A 20,640-nucleotide genomic window follows, 5' to 3' on the forward strand; every position below is an offset into this window, starting at 1 on the left:
GCCCAGGTCCTCCAGCAGCAGACCCTCCGCAGAGGCGGTGATCCGTGCGTGGCGACGGGAGGCGAGGACGTCGCTGACGACGATGTCGTTGTCCGGGGTGCGACCGATGGTCTGCACGCCCGTCATCGAGATGGGTTGCTGGCGGGCACGCAACGACTCCGGCACTTGGAACACGGCGGAGGCGTTCTGGTGCAGCGCGGCCAGATGCGGTGCATCCGGAAGGGCGCCGAACCGGGGCGGCGGCGCCTGCTGGGCCGGTGGCTGCACTCTCGGTGGCGCCGGTCTGCGTTGCGCCTGCGCGGGCACCGGCCGGGACGGCGGTTGGGAGTTCTGTGGTTGGGAGTTCTGTGGTTGGGGGTTCTGGGGTTGGGTTGGGATCGGCCGGGACGGCGGCACGATCGTCGGCGCCGACACGTGCGGCGCCAACTCCACCTCCGGGCCCGTCTGCGCGTCGCCGAGCCGGATCCGCACCGTCCCGGTGACGGTGACGGTGGACTGCCGCAGGCCGTCGACGAAGATTCCGTTGGTGCTCCCCCGGTCGACGACGCGCCACCCGTCGGACCACTCGAATGCCGCATGCAGGCGAGAGACGAGCGGGTGATTGACGACGACGTCGTTCTCCGGGGTGCGGCCGAGTGTCGCCGCCGGTGCGGTGACGAGCACCGGCGACGACTGGCCGACACGGACGCGCAGGGGAACCGCGCCAGGAGTGTTCATAGTGGGCACAGTAGCCACACTTCCCGCGCGAAACACGCGGAAAGGACTGTTTGTCCGGCGTCGAAATGACGCCGGACCGGATCAGAGGTACTGGCCGGTGTTCGACTCGGTGTCGATCGCCCGGCTGGCACCGCCGCTCTTGCCGGTGACGAGGGTGCGGATGTACACGATCCGCTCGCCCTTCTTACCGGAGATCCGCGCCCAGTCGTCGGGATTCGTGGTGTTCGGCAGGTCCTCGTTCTCCGAGAACTCGTCCAGGATGGAATCGAGCAGGTGAGTGATCCGAAGGCCGGACTGGCCGGTGTCGAGAAACGACTTGATCGCGTACTTCTTCGACCGGTCGACGATGTTCTGAATCATCGCGCCCGAGTTGAAGTCCTTGAAGTACATGATCTCCTTGTCGCCGTTGGCGTAGGTGACCTCGAGGAATCGGTTGTCGTCGGTCTCGGCGTACATCCGCTCCACGACCCGCTGGATCATTCCGTCGACACAGGCCTGGCGATCGCCGCCGAACTCGGCGAGATCCTCCGGATGCAACGGCAGATCCGCGGTGAGGTACTTGGAGAAGATGTCGCCCGCCGACTCGGCGTCCGGACGCTCGATCTTGATCTTCACGTCCAGGCGGCCGGGCCGCAGGATCGCGGGGTCGATCATGTCCTCGCGGTTCGACGCGCCGATCACGATGACGTTCTCGAGGCCCTCCACACCGTCGATCTCACTGAGCAGCTGCGGCACGACAGTGGTCTCGACATCCGAGGAGACGCCGGAGCCGCGGGTGCGGAAGATCGAGTCCATCTCGTCGAAGAAGACGATCACGGGGGTGCCCTCGGACGCCTTCTCGCGCGCCCGCTGGAAGATCAGGCGGATGTGCCGCTCGGTCTCGCCGACGAACTTGTTGAGGAGCTCGGGCCCCTTGATGTTCAGGAAGTACGACTTGGCCTCGTGGGCGTCGTCGCCCTGCACTTCGGCGATCTTGCGGGCGAGCGAGTTCGCGACGGCCTTGGCGATGAGGGTCTTGCCGTTTCCGGGAGGTCCGTACAGCAGGACGCCCTTCGGCGGTCGCAGTGAGTACTCGCGGAACAGGTCCTTGTGCAGGAACGGCAGTTCGACGGCGTCGCGGATCTGCTCGATCTGACGTCGCAGGCCGCCGATGTCCTCGTAGTCGACGTCCGGAACCTCTTCGAGGACCAGATCTTCGACCTCCGCCTTCGGGATCCGTTCCAGGGCGTATCCGGCCTTGGCGTCGATCATCAGCGAGTCGCCGGGACGCAGCTTGCGACTGCTGTCGCCGCCCTCGTCTTCCTTGATCAGCGAGTGCGCGAGGTGAACGATCCGCTCCTCGTCGCTGTGGCCGACCACCAGCGCACGCTGCCCGTCGGCGAGGACCTCGCGCAGGGTGCTGATCTCGCCGACGGCGTCGTAGCCGAGCGCCTCGACCACGGTCAGCGCCTCGTTGAGCCGCAACGACTGGCCGCGATGCAGGGTGGTCGGATCGATGTTCGGAGACAACGTCAAGCGCATTTTGCGGCCGGATGTGAAGACGTCGACGGTGTCGTCGTCGCAGACGTGCAACAGGACGCCGTAGCCGCTCGGCGGCTGGCCCAGATTGTCGACTTCCTCGCGCAAGGCGATGAGTTGCTGACGGGCCTCCTTGAGCATCTCGGTGAGCTTGCTGTTGCGCACGGTGAGACTCTCGACGCGCTGCTGCATGGTCGAGAACTCGACACTGCTGCTGGGCGATTGATCGGACTCGGTCATCGTGCCTCCTTTGCCGGCGGAATACCCTCAACGCTACCCGCGTGAAGGTCTGTCGGGGTCAACTGCGTGGGTCAGCCGCGGGTCGGTCGACGTTGCATCCGAAGCGTTTCGGTCCCGTCAGCGAGCCGTCGCGCGGTGATCAGGAATGCGGTGTGGCCCTGCATGCGGTGCTCGGGGCGCACCGCGAGGCCGACGGCGCTCCAGTCTCGGACCAGGGACTCCCAGGCGCGCGGCTCCGTCCAGCACTGCTGCTCACGGAGCGCTTCGATGAGGCGCGACAGCTGGGTGACGGTGGCGACGTACACGGTCAGCACACCGCCCGGCTGCAGGGTCTTGGCCACCACCTCGAGGCAGTCCCACGGCGTCACCATGTCGAGGATGACCCGGTCGACCTGTTCGGCGGGATCGTGGTCGGCGAGGTCGCCGATCCGCAGGGTCCAGTTGTCGGGCGTGGTTCCCAGGAAGGTCTCCACATTGCGGACCGCGTGTTCGGCGTGGTCTTCGCGCACTTCGTACGACAACACCGAGCCCTGGGTGCCGACGGCCCGCAGCAGCGACAGCGTCAGTGCACCCGAACCCGCACCGGCTTCCAGCACCCGGGCGCCCGGGAAGATGTCGCCCTCGGTGACGATCTGCGCCGAATCCTTCGGGTAGATCACCTGGGCGCCGCGCGGCATCGACACGATGTAGTCGGTCAGCAGGGGGCGCAGCGCGAGGTACTGGGTGCCCGATGTCGCCTCGACGATGGTGCCCTCGTCGGCGCCGATGAGGTCGTCGTGGAGGATTCCGCCGCGATGCGTGTGGAACTGTTTGCCCTCCTCCAGCACCACCGTGAACTTGCGTCCCTTCGAGTCGGTGAGCTGAACGCGGTCGCCTATGACGAAGGGGCCGGAAGTCGCCATCGTGCTGTTTCCTCCAAGATCGGGGCCGACTGACTCCGATCGTCGAGGCCTGGCCGGCATGGGAGCGCCGCTGACCGGACACCCGAAGTGCGCACCGACAACCTTGTCATAGAGTGCCGGTATGGACTTGAGCGAGGTGCCTTACAGCTGCTATTACGAGCCGCTGTCCACACCCGAGGGCAGCGATCCCGGGTACGAGTACTTTCAGCCGACGATGGCGACCGCGAGCGTCTGGTCGCAGGATATGCAGCACGGCGGTCCGCCGTCCGGACTGCTCATGCGCGCGATGCAGCGGGCCGTGCCCGACGACGGTCAGCAGTTCGCGCGGGTCACCAACGAGATCATCGGTCAGGTTGGTCTCGGGGTGAACCGGGTGCGCGCCACCATCCCGCGTCCGGGCAAGCGGATCTCGATGGTGCAGGCCGATCTCGAGACGCAACTGCCCGACGGTCGGTTTCGCCTCGCCGCTCGGGCGGTCGCCTGGCGGATGCTCGAGGCAGACAGCGCCCCGGTCGTGCATTCCCCGCTCGAACCGCTCCCCGCCGGACCGGACGAGTTGCGGCGGATCGTCGGCTTCCCGACCGAGGACGAGGGCGCGGTGCCGTGGGGCAAGGTCGGCTTCATCGGAACAACGGTCACCGCCCGGCAGCCCGGCCGCAACGGCGCGACTCCGGCAGTCTGGATCCGCCCGGCGATTCCGTTGGTCGCCGGCGAGCAGATGACGAACCTCGAGTCGATATTCACCGTTCTCGACGTCGCTAACGGTGTCGGCACACGGCTGAATCCGCTCGAGTGGTCGTGGATGAACATGGACACGACGGCCCACTTGACCGCGCCGCCGACCTCGCCGTGGCTGGGCATCGACGCCGACCTGGCGATCGGCGCCCGCGGTTACGGCGCCACCTTCGCTGATCTGTACGACGTCACCGGCTTCCTCGGTCGGTCGGCGCAGACGGATCTGATCGTCGCCCAGCGGTAGCGGGGTCAGCGGGGCGCGAGGGCGCCGATCTCGAGTTTGATGAGCTGGTCGGCGACGTCGAAGTAGCGGTCGTCGTGGGTGATGACGATGACCGTCTTGCCACGGGCGGCGAGTTCGCCGAGGATCTCGCGGTAGAAGGTGTCCCGGAAGGCGGGCTCCTGGTCGGCGGCCCATTCGTCGAACAGGTAGACGGGTCGGTCCTCGAGGAGCGCGGTCACCAGGGCCAGTCGCTTGCGCTGCCCCTGCGACAGCGCGACGGTCGACAATCTGCCGTCCTGGACGGTTACCTTGTCGTCGATCCGCAGCATGCGGAGGTGATCGCGAACCCGGTCGTCGAGGTCGGGACCGTCGAAGCCGAGGTATTCGTCGAACAGGTGGAAGTCGGTGAAGATCGCGGCGGTGTTCTGCCGGAACCACTCGATGTTGTCGTGGACGATCTTCTCGCCGTTGACGGCGATGCTCCCCTGCTGCGGCACGTACAGGCCGGTGATGAGCTTGGCCAACGTCGACTTCCCGCTGCCGTTGCCGCCGACGATGAAGGTGATCTGTCCGGGCTCGAACACCGCGTCGACGGGGCCGAGGTGGAAGCCGGTCGGCAGCGGACCGCCGACGGCGCCGGGTCCGCGACCGTCCGGTGGCGGTGGGCCCTGGCGACCGGGAGGCGGCGGCGGTCCCCCGGCGCGTCCCGGCCGCTGCGGCAGTCGGCCGTCCGGGACGGTCTCGGTACGTCCTCCGCTGGACCAGTTGACGTCGGGATGGGATCTCCGGTCAGCGGGGCGGCCGCCGCCGGGTGGCGGCGGACCGAGCGGCCCCTGCTCGGTGAGGTAGGTGTAGCTGACACCGGTGAGTTCCACGCGCGCGGAATCGACGGGCGGCCGTTCGACGTACGGAAGCGCCTCCTCGTCGTGCAGCGCCTCCATCGACAGTTCCAGGAGCTGGATCTTCTTGAGTGAGACGTCGCCACGCAGCAGATCCGGGATCCGGCCCATGAAGTTCTGCATCGGCATGGCGAGGAACGTGGTGACGATGACGTAGCCGACCATCGTCTCCTGCGGCAGGTCCATCCACCGGGCGACCCCGAAGAGGACGACGGCCATCGTCGCCAACTGCAGCACCTGTCCGAAGTTCTGGGCGACGGTGAACTTGACGCCCGCCTCGATGTTCTTGCCCCGCAGGTCGGCCGCCGCGCCGAGCAGCCGGTTGTCCATGAAGTCCCGGCGCCGTGCACGATGCCCTTTCAGCTCCTTGATCCCGACGCTCACCGCGTGGAACGAGTTGAGCAGATCGTCCTCGCGTTCGCGGGCCGCGCGGAAGATGCTGCGGACGTGGCGCAGGAACGATTCGACGATCGCGATGGCGATCAGCGTGGCGCCCACCTGGATCGCGAACAGCGGTGCCGACAGGATTGCCAGATAGGTCAGGCAGCCGATGATCGTGGCCACGTCGACGCACATGCTCGGGATGGCCGATACCGCCATCGACAGTGCACGCACGTCTTCGGTGAGGGTCGCCAGCAATCGGTGGGTGCCGAGTCGCTCCAGGTGCTCGAGCGGCGCAGACACGACGCCCGCGCTGAGTTTGGCGCGGAGTCGGTAGATCGCGTCCTGCGCCAGCCGGATCAGCAGGACCTGTGAGATCAGACCTGCGACGATCACCACCGCGATGGTGACGGCGAATCGCTGCCAACTCGGGGGCTCGCCGGCGCCGGGCGGGGCGACGGCCCCGTTGATCTGGGTGACGAGGTAGGCGTTCGCGCCGCCGCCGATCAAGCCCATCACCACGGCGGCGGCGATCCCCGTCCAGGAGACCGAGAACAGGAACCGGAGGAGTTTCATCGTCAGCAGACCAGATCGAACAGCATGCCTTCGAGCGCCACGCCCGGGGCGAAGGAGAAGGCCACGCCGGTCTCGGGCGCCTGCCCACGGCCGTGCGCGCCGGCGGCGATGAGTTTCTCGAGGACGAAGACCAGCGAGACGCTCAGCATGTTTCCGTACTCGGCGAGCACCTCCCAGCTGGTCGCCGCTCGGTCCGGCGGCAGATCCAGCGCCGCGACGGACTGCTCGATGATCGCCGGGCCGCCAGGATGAATCGCCCAGTGGGCGATGTCGTCGCGCCGCAGGCGGGAACGGTTCAGCGCGGCGTCGATTGCGGGACCGACGCCGCGGCGGATGTAGGAGGGCAGCTCCTGGGCGAGCTCGCACGTGATGCCGTCGTCGTTGACCCCCAGGACGATTCCGTCGCCGGTGTCGTGGAACAGATGACTGAACGTGTCGCGTACCACCAGCTGTCCGGGCGCCAGTCGGCGACCGACCGGGCTCGCACCGATGAGCATCGCGCCGCAGCCGTCGCCGAACAGACTGTGCGTGACCAGTTCGACGGGATCGGCGCCGAAGACGGCATTGACCGAGCTGAGCTCCAGGCAGATCAGCAGCGCCCGGCTGTCTGGATTGGCGCGGACGTGGTCGGTGGCCGTGCTGATTCCATTGATCGCGGCCGCGCAGCCCATGAAGTTGATGATGACCCGATGGACGGTCGGCGCCAGTCCCAGCTCGGTGATCACCGCGACGTCGACCCCGGGTGCGATGAAGCCGGTGCTGGTGACGAAGATGATCTGGCCGATCTCGGTGGCCGGGTCGGTCACGCCGGCGAGCGCGCGGCGGGCAACGTCGACGGCGAGCGGAACCGCGTGATGGAAGTAGTCGTTCATCCGCGTCCGCACGGTCGCCGGGCGGGAGCTGAACTCCTGAAACTCGGGCGTCATCGGGTCCACCGCCAGGTGTCGGGTCTGGACGCGCGTGTTGCGATACAGGCGTCTGATCCGCTCCTGGAGCGCCGGGTCGTCGTAGAGCTCGGCGACCTGCTCAGCCGCCCGGGTCTGCGGATGGACTGTCGCGGGCGCTCCGGTCGCGACGGCCTCGATGACGGCGACGGTGGTGACGGGTGCGGGGATCTCGTCGATGATCGGGCCGACGGCGGGCGCTACGGCGGTCGAAGGTGCCGTCGGAGCGGGGTCGATGGGGGCGGTCATGGCGAAGTCCTTTCCTTGCGTAGCTCCATCATGTCGACTGATTCGTCCGATGGGAATGCTTTGTCGATTATGCGAATGAGTACCTGACCTGCGCAGACCGGCCGGTGCGATACCGAAGCGGGTTTACACGGTGCCGATACCGGTGAAGCCCTTCACGGTGTACTCGCCGCACGTCTTCAGCGCACGCGGCGAGAAGTGCTCACGGAAGAAGCCCCAGTCGTTCTCCTGGGCTGACCGAGAACGCGCGCCGAGGTAGGTCTTGAGCTGCTTGGGCAGCCGATCGGTGACGAAACTCTTCGCGGGGAGCCATTCGACGCCGAACTTCGCCGACTCTTCGCGCAGCACGTCCTCGGTGATGATGTTGGCGAAGCCGCTGCGCTGATACGGCAGCACGTGATGGACCCGGTGCGAACTCAGCCCGGCAGAGAGGAAGCAGTCGAGATACCGATTGCCGACGACGGCGAGGTCGTACGCCTGGTCCACCTGGTTCACCGCCCAGTCATCGGTATCGGTCTCGATCTCGTCGGTCTCCAGCTCGAAGTCGTGGCTCGCCACCACCAGGAACGTGGAGACCCACAGGGTCGCGACGAATTGCAGGACCCAGGCGAGCACGTCGCCGGCGATGATGAAGGCGACCAGCTCGCCGAGAAGCAGGATGCGCATGCCGAAGGCGCCGACGAAGTGCGGTAGCCCGCCGCGCCAGGTGCCGTACATGTCGGAGATCCCGACCTGGCGCGTGAGTTTGCAGATCTCGAAGAGCCGGATGGTCATGCCGGTGACGGTGTGTCCGAACTTGTGCACCGTGTGGATCGGCACGCGGTACAGGCGCGGCAGGTCCATCATGAAGGTGAAGACGTTCTTCTTGATGTCGACCTCGCTCTGCGTATGCGGGTGATGCAGCAGCGCGTGCCCGTCCGCGGTCACGAACGACAGGGCGACGTAGTTGATGTCGAAGGCGTTCACCGCGATCTTGTTGAACCCCTTCTGCGCGCGGTGGATGGCGTAGTGCCCGACGCCGGCCAGCGAACTCCGCAGGACCACCATCGCGACGACGAAGGCGGCCAGCGGCATCCACGAGGTGTCCCAGAGGCGCAGGCCGATCACGGCGATGTAGGCGAGGACGAGCAGGACGGCGACGACGTCGAAGAGGCGATCCATCCGCTTGACCCGCTGGATCATCGCCGGCTCGGCCAACCGTTCGCGCACCGCGTGGAGCAGATCCGTCTTCCGGCTGAAATCGTAGTGCGGGGTGTCCCGCCAGCTGTCGAAGCCCTCGTTGAACAGGAAGGCCGGCGCATTGGCCTTGGGATGCACGTCTTCGATCACCGCGTCGCGACCGAGGGCGTACCGCTCGATCATTCGCCCGATCCGCTCCGGATCCTTATGGTACGAGCCGATGATCGACGTGATGTCTCGGTTCTTGGTGCGCCCGATGAAGAACTCCCCGCCGGGATGCTTCGAGATCCACTCGGTCAAGTCGTACGCACGACCGTTGTACACCCAGACGTCCGAGAGCTGCGGTCCGCCGTCGGGTGCGGCCTGTCGTCCCAGGTCCGGTCCCGGCACCGACTCGTCGTTCTCCACATCGGTGGTCGCGTCGTCGGATGTCGATCCGGCACCTTGTCCGTTGACCCGGTGCTCAGCGGCGCTGTGATCGGCGGTGTCGCGATCGTCGGTCTCATCGGTCTGCACCTCTGGGGATGCCATCGTTCTTCCTCCGTCACAGGAATCAATGTGCTTAGACTCTGACACCGATCATCGCTGCGTACGCGACAATCTTCAGACTTGTCATGAAGAAGATCATTTAGTCGAATTACGTTTTCGCATGAAGCCTTCGCTATGCGAAAGTTTGGGTAGTGTACCCGTTTGTGAACAACGACTCGGTACCGGCCCCGATCCGGATGAAGAGATGGGCCGCTCCGGCGGTCGCGACCCTGGCCATCGGCGCCGTCGTGCTGACCGGTTGCACCACAGAGACCAAGAGTGAGCCGACGAGCACCGCGCCCCCGACGCTCGACACGAGTCGATCGGGCACACCGCCGTCGGTCGACGTCACCGATGCGCAAGCCCTGCTCGATCAAGCGGCGAAGACGACCCGACTCACCTCGGGCGTCCACCTGAACCTCGCCGTCGATCCCGACTTCCGCGGCATGCCGGTCAACGAGTTGGACGCCGATGTGGTGACCACCCCGTCACCCGCGGCGAAGGGCAGCGGCAGCTTCCGCTTCGACGAGGAGTACACGAGCGCTGAGTTCGTCGTGGTCGACGGTCGCCTCTACACGAAGAAGGAGGGCGAGACCGCGTTCACCGCACAACCCGAGGGCCAGCGCTCGTACGACCCCTCGGTGGTCCTGTCCGAGGACAAGGGACTGGCGAACCTGCTCAGCAAGTTCAAGAACCCGAAGATCGCGGGCACCGAGGACCACAACGGTGTGAAAGCGGTGAAGATCACCGGCACGCTCGACTCCACCGACTTCGATCCCATCTTCCCGACCCAGGGGCCAGGTCAACTCAAGGGCGAGCACCCCGCCACCGCGTGGGTTGCCGCCGATGCGCCGAACAACCTCGTCGAGATCGTCCTCAACACCACCGACGGCGACATCGCGCTGACGACGTCGAAGTGGAACGAGACCGTCACGATCACCAAACCGTGATCGCGGCGTCCGCCTCCTGCTCGGTCAGAACCGGCAGGAGCGGATGTCGGAGGCGAGGATGGCACGGACCCCGATGGCCGAGAGATCGTCCATGAGCGACTGGTGGGTCTTACGGGGGACCATCGCGCGCACCGCGAGCCATTCCGGGTCGAGCATCGGAGAGACGGTCGGCGACTCCAGACCGGGCGTCATCTCCACGGCCTGGTCCAGGATGTCCTTGGGGCAGTCGTAGTCGACCATCACGTACTGCTGGCCGAAGACCACGCCTTGGACGCGCTTGATGAACTGGAGTGCAGCCTTCGTCGGCTCCGGTCGGGCCGGATTGCGGACCAGCACGGCCTCCGAATCGCACAGCGACTCGCCGAACGCGGTCAGACCGTGCAGCCGCAGCGTGCGGCCCGAACCGACGACGTCAGCGATCGCGTCGGCGACGCCGAGCTGAATCGAGATCTCCACGGCACCGTCGAGCCGAATGATCTCGGCCTCCAGACCGCGAGCGGCGAGGTCCTTGCGGACCAGATTCGGATACGACGTCGCGATCCGTTTGCCTTCCAGGCTCTCGACGGTCCACGCCTGTTCGGCGGGAGCCGCGTAGCGGAACGTCGACGACCCGAAGCCGAGCGGAACCTCCTCGATGATCTCGGATCCGGAGTCGGCGGCCAGGTCGCGGCCGGTGATGCCGAGGTCGAGAGTGCCGGAGCTGACGTAGATGGCGACGTCGCGCGGGCGGAGGAAGTAGAACTCGACCTCGTTGGCGACGTCGATGACGGTGAGGTCCTTGGGGTCGGACCGCTTGCGGTAGCCGGCTTCGGAGAGGATTCCGGAAGCGGCTTCGGACAGGGCGCCCTTGTTCGGGACGGCGACGCGCAACATGGTTGGCTCCGATCAGAAAACGTGAGGTGCGGCGGGACTGTGGTCGAGCGAGATCAGAGGTAGCGGTAGATGTCGGCGGGAGTCAGACCCCGCTTGATCATCATGACCTGCAGCCAGTAGACGAGTTGCGAGATCTCCTCGGAGAGCGCCTCGTCGGACTCATGCTCGGCGGCCAACCAGACTTCGCCCGCCTCCTCGATGATCTTCTTCCCGAGCGTATGGACGCCCCGGTCCAATGCATCGACGGTGCCGCTGCCCTCCGGGCGCTTCTGCGCCTTGTCGGCCAGCTCAGAGAAGAGTTCGTCGAAGGTTTTCACGCCTCGTATTTTTGCACGTCGCGCGCGGCCGCGCCCGATCGGGTGCCCACTCGGCAGGCGGCGGCGAGATCGTCGAGGGTCAGTCCTTCCAGGGTCTCGCGGAAGGTGAACGTCGGGCGCGCGCGCACCGGAACAGCGGACGGGATGACGATGGACGGAACGCCCGCGGCGAAGGTCGCGGCGGCGCCGACGGGCGAGTCCTCGAACGCCAGGCACTCCCCGATCGGAACGCCGACCAGTTCGGCGGCGCGCCGATAGATGTGCGGCTCGGGTTTGCCCGCCGCCACCTCGTCTCCACACACGGTCGCGACGAAGCGGTCGCGGCCCAGGACGTCGAGCATGGTGTCGGTGACCTCCCGGATGGTGTTGGTCACCAACACCATCGGAATGTCTGCGGCCGCCACCAACTCCAGGGCGTCGACCGCGCCGGGTCGCCACCGGAGATCGTCGGCGAACAGGGCGAGCACCTGCTGCACCATCCAGGCCTCGTCGCCGTCGAAGTCGCGCCCCGAGTCCGGGACACGGGCCGCGTCGTACACCTTGGTCAGGGCGTCGACGGAACTGTTGCCCATCGTCGCGGTGCGCAGTTCCGGGGTCATCTCGATGCCGAGCTTCTCGGCGAACTGCTCCATCGCGATGGTCCAGAGCGGCTCGGTGTCGAGGAGGGTCCCGTCCATGTCCCAGAGGACGGCGCGCGGCAGACGCCGACCGTCGGCCTCCTGATCGTCGGTCACAGACTCCAGCCTTTCGAAGAGAAGAGTGGGGGTCGAGCGCAGTGCGCTCGACCCCCACCCTAGTGTCCTGCCCCTAGGTGTTGAAGTACTTGGCCTCGGGGTGGTGCAGGATGAACGCGTCGGTGGACTGTTCGGGATGCAGCTGCAGCTCCTCCGACAGTTCGACGCCGATCCGTCCCGGCTCCAACAGGTCGATCATCTTCGCGCGATCGGCCAGGTCGGGGCACGCGCCGTACCCGAAGCTGTAGCGGGCGCCGCGGTATTCGAGGTCGAAGAAGCCCTGCGGATGGTCGGGATCCTCGTCGGCGACCACGCCGCCGGTGAACGACAACTCTGCCCGGATCCGCTGATGCCAGTACTCGGCGAGCGCCTCGGTCAGCTGCACGCCGATGCCGTGGACTTCCAAGTAGTTGCGGTAGTCGTTCTCGGCGAACAGCTTGTTCGCGAAGTCCGCGATCGGGGTTCCCATCGTCGCGAGCTGGAACGGCAGAACGTCGACCTTCCCGTCGGCGAGCGCCTGCTCCCTGGACCGGATGAAGTCGGCGATGCACAGGAAGCGCGGGCGCTGCTGGCGCGGGAACTCGAAGCTGTGGCGGATGGGCGACGCTGGGTCGGGCGATTCCAGCACGTGCACCACATCGCCCTCGCTGACCGCGGGGAAGAATCCGTACACGACGGCGGCGTGCTGCAGGATCCCCTGAGTCGACAGCCGGTCGATCCATTCGCGCAGCCGCGGCCGACCCTCGGTCTCGACCAATTCGTCGTAGTCCGGCCCGCCGTCGCCGCGCGTGCCGCGCAGTCCCCACTGGCCCAGGAAGAGTGCGCGCTCGTCGAGCATCGAGAGATAGTCCGCGACCGGGATCCCCTTGACGATGCGGGTCCCCCAGAACGGCGGCTCGGGAACCTCGTTGTCTGCGACGACGTCGGAGCGGGCGGGAACCTCCACCGGCACCTCGGCCGCCTTGCGCTTCTCCGCGATCCGCTTGGACCGCTGACGGCGCGCCTTGCGTTCGGCGACCTTGGCGGCCGCCGCCTTCGCCTCTTCGCTGTCGGGATCCGGGCCCTCGCCGCGCTTGATGGCCATGACCTCGTCCATCAGGGTCAAGCCCTCGAACGCGTCGCGGGCGTACCGGACGTCGCCCTCGTAGATGTCGGCGAGATCGTCCTCGACGTAGGTGCGGGTGAGGGCCGCGCCGCCGAGCAGCACCGGGATGCCGGTCTTGCCTCGGGAGTTCATCTCCTCGAGGTTCTCCTTCATGACGACGGTCGACTTCACGAGGAGACCGGACATGCCGATCACATCGGCGCCGCTGTCCTCGGCGGCCGACAGAATCGTCGCGATGGGCTGCTTGATGCCGATGTTGACGACGTCGTAGCCGTTGTTGCTGAGGATAATGTCGACGAGGTTCTTGCCGATGTCGTGGACGTCGCCCTTGACCGTGGCGAGGACGATCTTGCCCTTGCCTGCGGCGTCGGTGGCCTCCATGAACTGCTCCAGATGCGCCACCGATGCCTTCATCACCTCGGCGGACTGCAGCACGAACGGCAGCTGCATCTGCCCGGAGCCGAAGAGCTCACCGACCGTCTTCATCCCCGACAGCAGGGTCTCGTTGATGATGTCCAGCGGCGGGACTGTCTTGCGAGCCTCGTCGAGGTCGTCGATCAGCCCGTTCTTGTCGCCGTCGACGATGCGCCGCTCCAGTCGCTCGAACAGCGGGAGCGCGGCAAGTTCCGCGGCACGCGATTCGCGCGCCGAGGCGGCCGAGACGCCCTCGAACAGCTCCATCAGCTTCTGCAGCGGATCGTAGTCCGGGCCGGCCGCGGCCGTGGTGCCCTCGGTGCCGCGACGGTTGTAGACGAGGTCGAGCGCGGTCTCGCGCTGCTCGTCGGGGATCCGCGCCATCGGCAGGATCTTGGAGGCGTGCACGATGGCGGTGTCGAGTCCGGCCTGCACGCACTCGTGGAGGAACACCGAGTTCAGGACCTGGCGCGCGGCCGGGTTGAGACCGAACGAGATGTTCGAGACGCCGAGCGTGAAGTGGATCTGCGGGTGCGAGGCCTTGAGCCGGCGGATGGCCTCGATGGTCTCGATGCCGTCGCGACGGACCTCCTCCTGGCCGGTGGAGATCGGGAAGGTGAGGGCATCGATGATGATGTCCTCCTCGTCGAGACCCCACGTGGTGGTGAGGTCGGTGATCAGCCGTTCGGCGATCGCGACCTTGTGGTCGGCGGTGCGGGCCTGACCCTGCTCGTCGATCGTCAGCGCGACGACGGCGGCGCCGTGCTCGATCACGTGCGCCATGATGCGAGCGAACCGTGAGTCGGGGCCGTCGCCGTCCTCGTAGTTCACCGAGTTCACCGCACAGCGGCCGCCGAGGTGTTCCAGTCCGGCCCGAATCACCTCGGGCTCGGTGGAGTCGATCATGATCGGCAGCGTGGATGCGGTCGCCAGGCGGGACGCGAGCGCGGTCATGTCGGCTGCGCCGTCGCGACCGACGTAGTCGACGTTCAGGTCGAGCATGTGCGCGCCGTCGCGCGTCTGCGCCTTCGCGATGTCGAGGCACTTCTCGTAGTCCGCACCGATCATCGCCTCGCGGAAGGCCTTGGAGCCGTTGGAGTTGGTGCGCTCGGCGATCACCAGGAAGCTGACGTCCTGATCGAACGGGACGGCCGTGTACAGCGACGAGATCTCCGACTCGTGCTCCGGAGTGCGGGGCGCCGGGGTCACCTGCTTGACCGCCTCGGCGACCTGCCGGATGTGTTCGGGCGTGCTGCCGCAACAGCCGCCGACGAACTGCAGTCCGTAGTCGGCGACGAAGCCGGACAGGGCCGCCGCCATCTCCTCCGGGGTCAGCGGGTACTCGGCGCCGTTCTTCCCGAGAACGGGCAGACCGGCGTTCGGCATCACCGACACCGGGATCCGGGCGTGCTTGGAGAGGTAGCGGAGGTGCTCGCTCATCTCGGTGGGGCCGGTCGCGCAGTTGAGTCCGATGACGTCGACCCCCAGCGGTTCGATCGCGGCCAGGGCCGCACCGATCTCCGAACCGACGAGCATGGTGCCGGTGGTCTCGACGGTCACGTGCGTGATGATCGGCAGATGCCGACCGTGCTGCTCCATGGCGCGGCGCGCGGCGACGACCGCGGCCTTGAGCTGCAGCAGATCCTGGCTGGTCTCGATCAGGATGGCGTCCGCGCCGCCCTCGAGCATCCCGAGGACGCAGTCCAAGTAGGCGTCGCGGATGTCGGCGAAGGTGGTGTGACCGAGGCTCGGCAGCTTGGTGCCGGGTCCGATGGAGCCGAGCACGAAACGCGGGGTGCCGTCGGCGGACGGGCCAAACTCATCGGCCACGCCGCGGGCGATCGAGGTGCCCTTGAACGCGAGCTCGCGGATGCGATCGGCGATGTCGTAGTCGCCCAGGTTGGAGAGGTTGCAGCCGAAGGTGTTGGTCTCGATGGCGTCGGCGCCCGCGTCGAGATACTGACGGTGGATGTCGGCGAGGACGTCGGGTCGGCTGTCGTTGAGGATCTCGTTGCAGCCCTCGAGGCCGCGGAAGTCGTCGAGCGTGAGATCCGCGGCCTGAATCATCGTTCCCATCGCGCCGTCGCCGATGAGTACGCGACGCGACATGGCCTGAAGGAATGTCGAGTCGTACCTGTCGTGAGCGGTGGAGTCCGATGATGCCATGGCCACCAGGTTAGTTCGCGACTGATCGGAGTCCGCCGTAGGCTGGCTGGAATGAACTCCGGAGCGGACGAAAACGCACGTGAGCGGGACCAATCGTCCCGTCGCGGCGCGCTGCCAATTTTACGCACGCCGATTTTAATTGCGGCGTTCTCCGGGTGGAACGACGGCGCCGACGCCGCGACATCGGCGGTGGAACATCTGGCGCTGGAGTGGAACGCGACCTCAGTCTGGGAGATCGATCCCGACGAGTTCTACGACTATCAGTCCACCCGACCGACCATCCGACAGAAGGACGGTGTCACCCGTCGAATCGAGTGGCCGGTCACCGGCGTGTCCGCTTGCGTGCTCCCGGAGGCTGATCGCGACGTGATCCTGGTCCTCGGTCCCGAGCCCAACTACCGCTGGCGGTCGTTCTGCTCACAGCTCGTGGACTTCGCCGAGGCGATGAACGTGGAGATGACCGTCTTGCTCGGCGCCCTGCTCGCCGACACCCCGCACACCCGGCCGGTCCCTGTGTCGGGGACGGCCGACAGCGCTGACGCGGCCAAACGGCTCGGGTTGGAGTTGAGCCGGTACGAGGGGCCGACGGGAATCACCGGAGTGCTGTCGGACGCGTTCGTGCAGGCGGGGATCCCGTCGGTCTCGCTGTGGGCTGCGGTCCCCCACTACGTGGCGCACACCACCAACCCGAAGGCCACGCTGGCGTTGCTGACCACGCTCGCCAACGTCACCGATCTCCCGATCGGCACCGGAGCGCTGGCCCAACAAGCGCAGGAGTGGGAGGAGGCCATCAGCGACATGACAATGGACGACGAGGACATGGCGACCTACGTCCACGAACTGGAGCAGGCGTCGGACGAGGACCTCAACGACGCGATGCTGCGCATCGACGGTGAGGAGCTGGCCGCCGAGTTCGAGAAGTACCTTCGCAAGCGCGGCGACGGCCCGGACTAGCCGATCCGCTCGATCTCCACGACGGGTGTGGTGACGCGCCAGGTGCGGACGTCGGGGTCGTCGGCGGCCCGGACCCAGAACTGGGCGGGATCGCCGACACGGCAGCTCTTCACGCCGAGCAGCGGGATGTCCTGCGAATCACGGCGCAGCTCGGAGACCTCCCAGTGGTGGTCGTCTGATCGACCGACACCGGGGGCACGGAGCAATGTCATCTCGTCGAAGTCGATGACGTACGTCGATGTGCGGGTGACGACCGTCCACACCCCGTCGGACGTGCCGTCCGGAATCTCCTCAACTCGTGCCACGGCCGGAAGCTTAACCGACCGGAGCGATGTCCACACCCAGGAGGGCGTCGACGGCGGCGACGATCGTCGACGGCGCCTGTGCTGACGAGCCGATCCCGATGATGGTGTCCGCGGCCCAGGCATCGACCGCGGCCAGCGCCTTGGGCGTGTCGAGGTCGTCAGCCAGGTGCTGACGGAGCCGGGCGACGGTGTCTGCGGCGTCCGGGCCGACCGCCCGCTTGGCAGCGCGTCGCCAGTTGGCGAGCCTGCGCTCGCCCTCGGCCAGGATGTCGTCGGTCCACATCCGGTCGGCGCGGTAGTGCGCGGAGAGCAGCCCCAGTCGGACCGCGCCGGGATCGACGCCCGCCGCGCGGAGTTTGGAGACCAGCACCAGATTTCCGAGGCTCTTCGACATCTTCTCGCCGTCCAAGCCGATCATGCCGGTGTGCACGTAGTGGCGGGCGAAGCGTCGCTCCCCCGTCAGCGCCTCGCCGTGTGCTGCCGAGAACTCGTGGTGCGGGAAGATCAAGTCGCTGCCGCCGCCCTGGATGTCGAAGCCCATGCCGAGGCGGTTGAGCGCGATCGCCGAACACTCGATGTGCCAGCCGGGACGGCCGGGACCCATCGGTGAATCCCACGACGGCTCGCCGTCGCGGGCCGCGCGCCACAAGAGCGCGTCGAGCGGGTCGCGCTTGCCCGTCCGGTCCGGATCGCCGCCACGCTCGGCGAAGAAGCGCGTCATGGTCTCGTGGTCGTAGCCCGACTCGTACCCGAACTGCTCGGTGGCGTCGATGCTGAAGTAGATGTCCGGATACTGTGGATCGTCGACGACGTACGCCGCCCCGGTCGAGAGCAGCTTCTCGACGGCGTTGACGACTTCCTGCACCGATTCCACCGCGCCGATGTAATCGCGCGGCGGCAGCACGCGCAGGGCCTCCATGTCGGCACGGAACAGGTCGATCTCGCGGTTGCCGAGATCGCGCCAGTCGATGCCGTCGCGGGCAGCGCGCTCGAACAGCGGGTCGTCGACGTCGGTGATGTTCTGGACGTAGTGGACGTCGTGCCCGCCGTCTCGTAGGACTCGGTTGATCACGTCGAACGTCACATAGGTGGCCGCGTGACCGAGGTGTGTGGCGTCGTACGGGGTGATGCCGCAGACGTACATGGTGGCGACCTCGCCGGGGGCCACCGGCTTCACCTGTGCGTCGGAGGTGTCGTAGAGGCGAAGGGGAACAGTGGGTCCCGGCACAGACGGGAGCGGGATCGACGGCCACGAATGCATGGCGTCAACTGTATGTGTCCGCGGCCCTCGACGGTCGGACGGGGTCGCGGTGTCGTCGCGGTGTCCCGATGCTCCAGTGCCGTCGTTCAGAACGGCGGCCAGGGGATCGCCCGTGCCTCCGGCGGCAACGGCATCACGCCGTCGTCGGCGAGGACGGCGGCGCGCCGGCGCAGTGCTGCGATCTCGTCGTCGGTGATCAACGTGCTCAGGCGGACCCGAAGGGAACTGTCACGCTGGTCGAGGTCCCGGACGAGTGACGCGAGGTCCGCCGCATCGTCCGCGGGGACCGGGCTGCCCGCCCAGCCCCAGAGGATGGTCCGGAGCTTGTTGTCGGCATGCAGGCAGATCCCGTGGTCGATGCCCCACAGCCGGCCGTCCTCGTCGACGAGGACGTGGCCGCCCTTCCGGTCGGCGTTGTTGAGGACGGCGTCCAGCGTGGCGAGCCTGCGGAGTCGTTCACTGTCCTCGTGGACCAGGATGACGGCGTCGCCGCGGTGGTCGTAGGCGTGCAGCACGCCGCAGTAGCCGTCCGGAACGGCGCCCTCGGGCACGATGTCGACCGGATCGAGGGCAGCCGCCGCGCCACCGTTCGGAGCGAGTGCACTGTCGGTGCGGTCCGGCTGCTCGATCCACCGCTGCACCATGCCCGGGCCCAGATCGACGTCGACCGGACCGGTCTCGCGCAGCACGGTCTCCGGGATCAGATTCCACCCCAGGGCGTCGCTGATCAGGTACGAGGCGACTTCGCGGCCGGCGAGCGTGCCGTCCGGGAAGTCCCACAGCGGTTCCTCGCCGCGGACCGGCTTGTAGACGCAGCGCTGGACGCGGTCGCCCGCCGTGACCTCGCACGCGACCGTCAGGTTGCTCGCGGAGGCGATGCGGCCCAGGGCGGTGAGTTCACCGGAGACCAGCAACTCCAGGCAGTCGGTGTTCACCTGTCTGAATCGTCTCCGTCGTCGGAGGTGTCGCTGGAGCCTTCGCCTGCCGGCCCGTTCCCGGCGTCATCGTCGTCTGCCGCGTCGGGGTCATCGTCGGCTTCGTCGTCCACGGTGAACGACGAGTCGAATCCCGGGACCAGTCGGCTGAGCCCGGCGAGGACGTCGGGGTCGACGAACTCCAACGAGCGGCTGAACTCGGCGTCGCGCTTGTACCCGTTGCTGCGCGCGCAGATGTGCCCGGACGGGTCCAGCGGCTGATTGCACAGCGGGCACAGGGGGCGGCCCGCGGCGATGACTCGCATGGATCGGGCGCTGAACTCGCGGGCCTCGTCGGCGCTCAGGAAGACCCGAACGGTGTCCGGCCCCTCCTCGGTGTCGTCGAGGATGACCGACTCGTCGAGCGGTTGCTCGGTGGCGGCCAGCAGTTCGATGACCACCGACGCCGCTTCGGCGTCCCAGCCGAGTCCCATGGAGCCGACCCGGAACTCGGCGTCGATCGGGCTCTCCAGCGGCGAGACGTCGTCGACCTCGGTCGCCTCCGGCGGGACGGGGGTGCCGAACCGGCGGCGGACCTCGTCGAGGAGGTACCCGAGCCGGTCGGCGAGGATCAGGACCTGCTGCTTCTCCATCTCGACGCTCATCAGTCGAGTGTCTTGGGCGACCTGCAGGTAGAACGTGCGGTCGCCGGGTTGGCCGACGGTGCCTGCGACGAACCGACGCGGGCTCCGGAATTCGTGGATCGTACGGGCCATCTTCCGCAACCTCTCATCTCGGGCGGCACCACCGTCTGCCGGTGGTGTCAACGGTACCTGGGCGGGTTCCGGGTCAGTGACCGGTGGACCCGCCGACGGTGGCGCCTGCTTTCAGCTGCGGGCGCGGCAGCTCCAGGACGCCGCCGTTGTTCACCGTGTGCACGTAGGGGCGGGCAGAACCGTAGTGAATGACGCTGATCGACGCCGGATCGACGACGATCCGCTGGAACTGGTCCAGGTGCATGCCGAGCGCGTCGGCCAGCACGGCTTTGATGACGTCGCCGTGCGAGCAGGCGACCCAGACGCCCGCCCCGTCCGCGCCTCCGTGCACGCGGTCGAGGTCGCGGATCGCGGCCGTCGCGCGCCGGGAGACGTTCAGCAGCCCCTCGCCGCCGGGGAACACGGCTGCGGACGGCTGCTGCTGCACCACCTTCCACAGTGGGTCGGTCACGAGGTCGGAGATCTTCCGGTTGCTCCAGTCTCCGTAGTCGACCTCTTCCAGATTCGGCTCACTGACGGCGGTGATGTCGGGACGGGCCGAGAGCAGGGGGTCGACGGTCTCCGCGCAGCGCTGCAGGGGTGACCGCACCACGGCGGTGAGATCCGACAGGATCGTGGCCAGCCGCGCAGGCAAGGCGTCGGCCTGGCTGCGCCCGCGGTCGTCGAGGCCGACGCCGGGAGTCCGACCCGCGAGCAGTCCGGAGGTGTTCGCGGTGGAGCGCCCGTGACGGATGAGGATGACGGTCATGCCTGCCAGGGTAACCACCGAACCCGGCCCGCAGC

General features: G+C 67.4%; 18 protein-coding genes. 3 read left to right on the forward strand and 15 right to left on the reverse strand.

All coding sequences use genetic code 11. The features are described 5' to 3' along the window. The 3 genes from GH2_RS20830 to GH2_RS20840 form a co-directional block, all read right to left on the reverse strand. Positions 1-717: FHA domain-containing protein (locus GH2_RS20830; protein WP_157086187.1), on the reverse strand; the 717-nt coding region annotated here is incomplete at its 3' end. A gap of 81 nt (positions 718-798) precedes the next feature. Next, positions 799-2,475, reverse strand: a complete 1,677-nt coding sequence (gene arc / locus GH2_RS20835; protein ID WP_066172538.1) for a proteasome ATPase — start codon at positions 2,473-2,475, stop codon at positions 799-801. A 71-nt stretch (positions 2,476-2,546) separates the two neighbouring features. Next, positions 2,547-3,377 carry a tRNA (adenine-N1)-methyltransferase gene (locus GH2_RS20840; protein WP_066172541.1) on the reverse strand — a complete coding sequence of 277 codons (831 nt, stop codon included), beginning with the start codon at positions 3,375-3,377 and terminating at the stop codon, positions 2,547-2,549. Positions 3,378-3,498: 121 nt separating this feature from the next. Between GH2_RS20840 and GH2_RS20845 the strand changes: the two genes are divergently transcribed. Beyond that, entirely contained in the window at positions 3,499-4,356 is an 858-nt protein-coding gene (locus GH2_RS20845) for a thioesterase family protein (RefSeq protein WP_066172547.1), read from the forward strand. 5 nt (positions 4,357-4,361) lie between these two features. Here GH2_RS20845 and GH2_RS20850 read toward each other — a convergent pair whose 3' ends face one another. From GH2_RS20850 to GH2_RS20860, 3 genes are all read right to left on the reverse strand, one after another. Continuing rightward, a complete protein-coding gene (locus tag GH2_RS20850; protein ID WP_066172550.1) occupies positions 4,362-6,191 on the reverse strand; it encodes an ATP-binding cassette domain-containing protein in 1,830 nt (609 codons plus the stop codon). A 2-nt stretch (positions 6,192-6,193) separates the two neighbouring features. Continuing rightward, complete coding sequence (locus GH2_RS20855; RefSeq protein ID WP_084247680.1) at positions 6,194-7,384, reverse strand: type III polyketide synthase; 1,191 nt, start codon at positions 7,382-7,384, stop codon at positions 6,194-6,196. A gap of 123 nt (positions 7,385-7,507) precedes the next feature. Beyond that, positions 7,508-9,091 carry a cytochrome b5 domain-containing protein gene (locus GH2_RS20860; RefSeq protein ID WP_084247681.1) on the reverse strand — a complete coding sequence of 528 codons (1,584 nt, stop codon included), beginning with the start codon at positions 9,089-9,091 and terminating at the stop codon, positions 7,508-7,510. Between the two features lie 149 nt (positions 9,092-9,240). Between GH2_RS20860 and GH2_RS20865 the strand changes: the two genes are divergently transcribed. Then, on the forward strand, positions 9,241-10,038 hold the full coding sequence (locus GH2_RS20865) for an LppX_LprAFG lipoprotein (RefSeq protein WP_066172553.1): 798 nt from the start codon (positions 9,241-9,243) through the stop codon (positions 10,036-10,038). A gap of 24 nt (positions 10,039-10,062) precedes the next feature. On the opposite strand, the gene hisG is transcribed toward GH2_RS20865, so the two are convergent. The 4 genes from hisG to metH all read right to left on the reverse strand — a co-directional run bounded on the left by hisG (position 10,063) and on the right by metH (position 15,647). After that, entirely contained in the window at positions 10,063-10,911 is an 849-nt protein-coding gene (gene hisG, locus GH2_RS20870; protein WP_066172556.1) for an ATP phosphoribosyltransferase, read from the reverse strand. Positions 10,912-10,964: 53 nt separating this feature from the next. Continuing rightward, positions 10,965-11,228 carry a phosphoribosyl-ATP diphosphatase gene (locus GH2_RS20875; protein ID WP_066172558.1) on the reverse strand — a complete coding sequence of 88 codons (264 nt, stop codon included), beginning with the start codon at positions 11,226-11,228 and terminating at the stop codon, positions 10,965-10,967. Beyond that, a complete protein-coding gene (locus tag GH2_RS20880) occupies positions 11,225-11,962 on the reverse strand; it encodes an HAD family hydrolase (RefSeq protein ID WP_066172561.1) in 738 nt (245 codons plus the stop codon). The genes GH2_RS20875 and GH2_RS20880 overlap by 4 nt, the downstream gene beginning before the upstream one ends. A 73-nt stretch (positions 11,963-12,035) precedes the next feature. After that, a complete protein-coding gene (gene metH, locus GH2_RS20885; protein ID WP_066172565.1) occupies positions 12,036-15,647 on the reverse strand; it encodes a methionine synthase in 3,612 nt (1,203 codons plus the stop codon). A 51-nt stretch (positions 15,648-15,698) separates the two neighbouring features. Here metH and GH2_RS20890 point away from each other — a divergent pair, with 51 nt between their 5' ends. Further along, positions 15,699-16,601 (forward strand): PAC2 family protein, encoded by a 903-nt coding sequence (locus tag GH2_RS20890; protein ID WP_066172568.1) that lies wholly within the window; start codon positions 15,699-15,701, stop codon positions 16,599-16,601. Here the strand turns inward: GH2_RS20890 and GH2_RS20895 are convergent. From GH2_RS20895 to GH2_RS20915, 5 genes are all read right to left on the reverse strand, one after another. Then, positions 16,598-16,906, reverse strand: coding sequence for a hypothetical protein (locus GH2_RS20895; RefSeq protein WP_066172571.1), 309 nt, complete (start codon positions 16,904-16,906; stop codon positions 16,598-16,600). The genes GH2_RS20890 and GH2_RS20895 overlap by 4 nt on opposite strands. A 10-nt stretch (positions 16,907-16,916) precedes the next feature. Continuing rightward, positions 16,917-18,167: a cysteine--1-D-myo-inosityl 2-amino-2-deoxy-alpha-D-glucopyranoside ligase gene (gene mshC / locus GH2_RS20900; protein WP_066172575.1), complete on the reverse strand. Its 1,251-nt coding sequence runs from the start codon at positions 18,165-18,167 to the stop codon at positions 16,917-16,919. Positions 18,168-18,253: 86 nt separating this feature from the next. Next, on the reverse strand, positions 18,254-19,102 hold the full coding sequence (locus GH2_RS20905) for an SCO1664 family protein (protein ID WP_066172582.1): 849 nt from the start codon (positions 19,100-19,102) through the stop codon (positions 18,254-18,256). Then, a complete protein-coding gene (locus tag GH2_RS20910; RefSeq protein ID WP_066172584.1) occupies positions 19,099-19,857 on the reverse strand; it encodes a DUF3090 domain-containing protein in 759 nt (252 codons plus the stop codon). Before GH2_RS20910 ends, GH2_RS20905 begins: the two co-directional genes overlap by 4 nt. A 73-nt stretch (positions 19,858-19,930) precedes the next feature. Then, complete coding sequence (locus GH2_RS20915) at positions 19,931-20,605, reverse strand: MSMEG_4193 family putative phosphomutase (RefSeq protein WP_066172587.1); 675 nt, start codon at positions 20,603-20,605, stop codon at positions 19,931-19,933. Positions 20,606-20,640: the final 35 nt, after the last annotated feature.

The organism is Gordonia hydrophobica NBRC 16057, assembly GCF_001592365.1.
Taxonomy (GTDB): Bacteria; Actinomycetota; Actinomycetes; order Mycobacteriales; family Mycobacteriaceae; genus Gordonia; species Gordonia hydrophobica.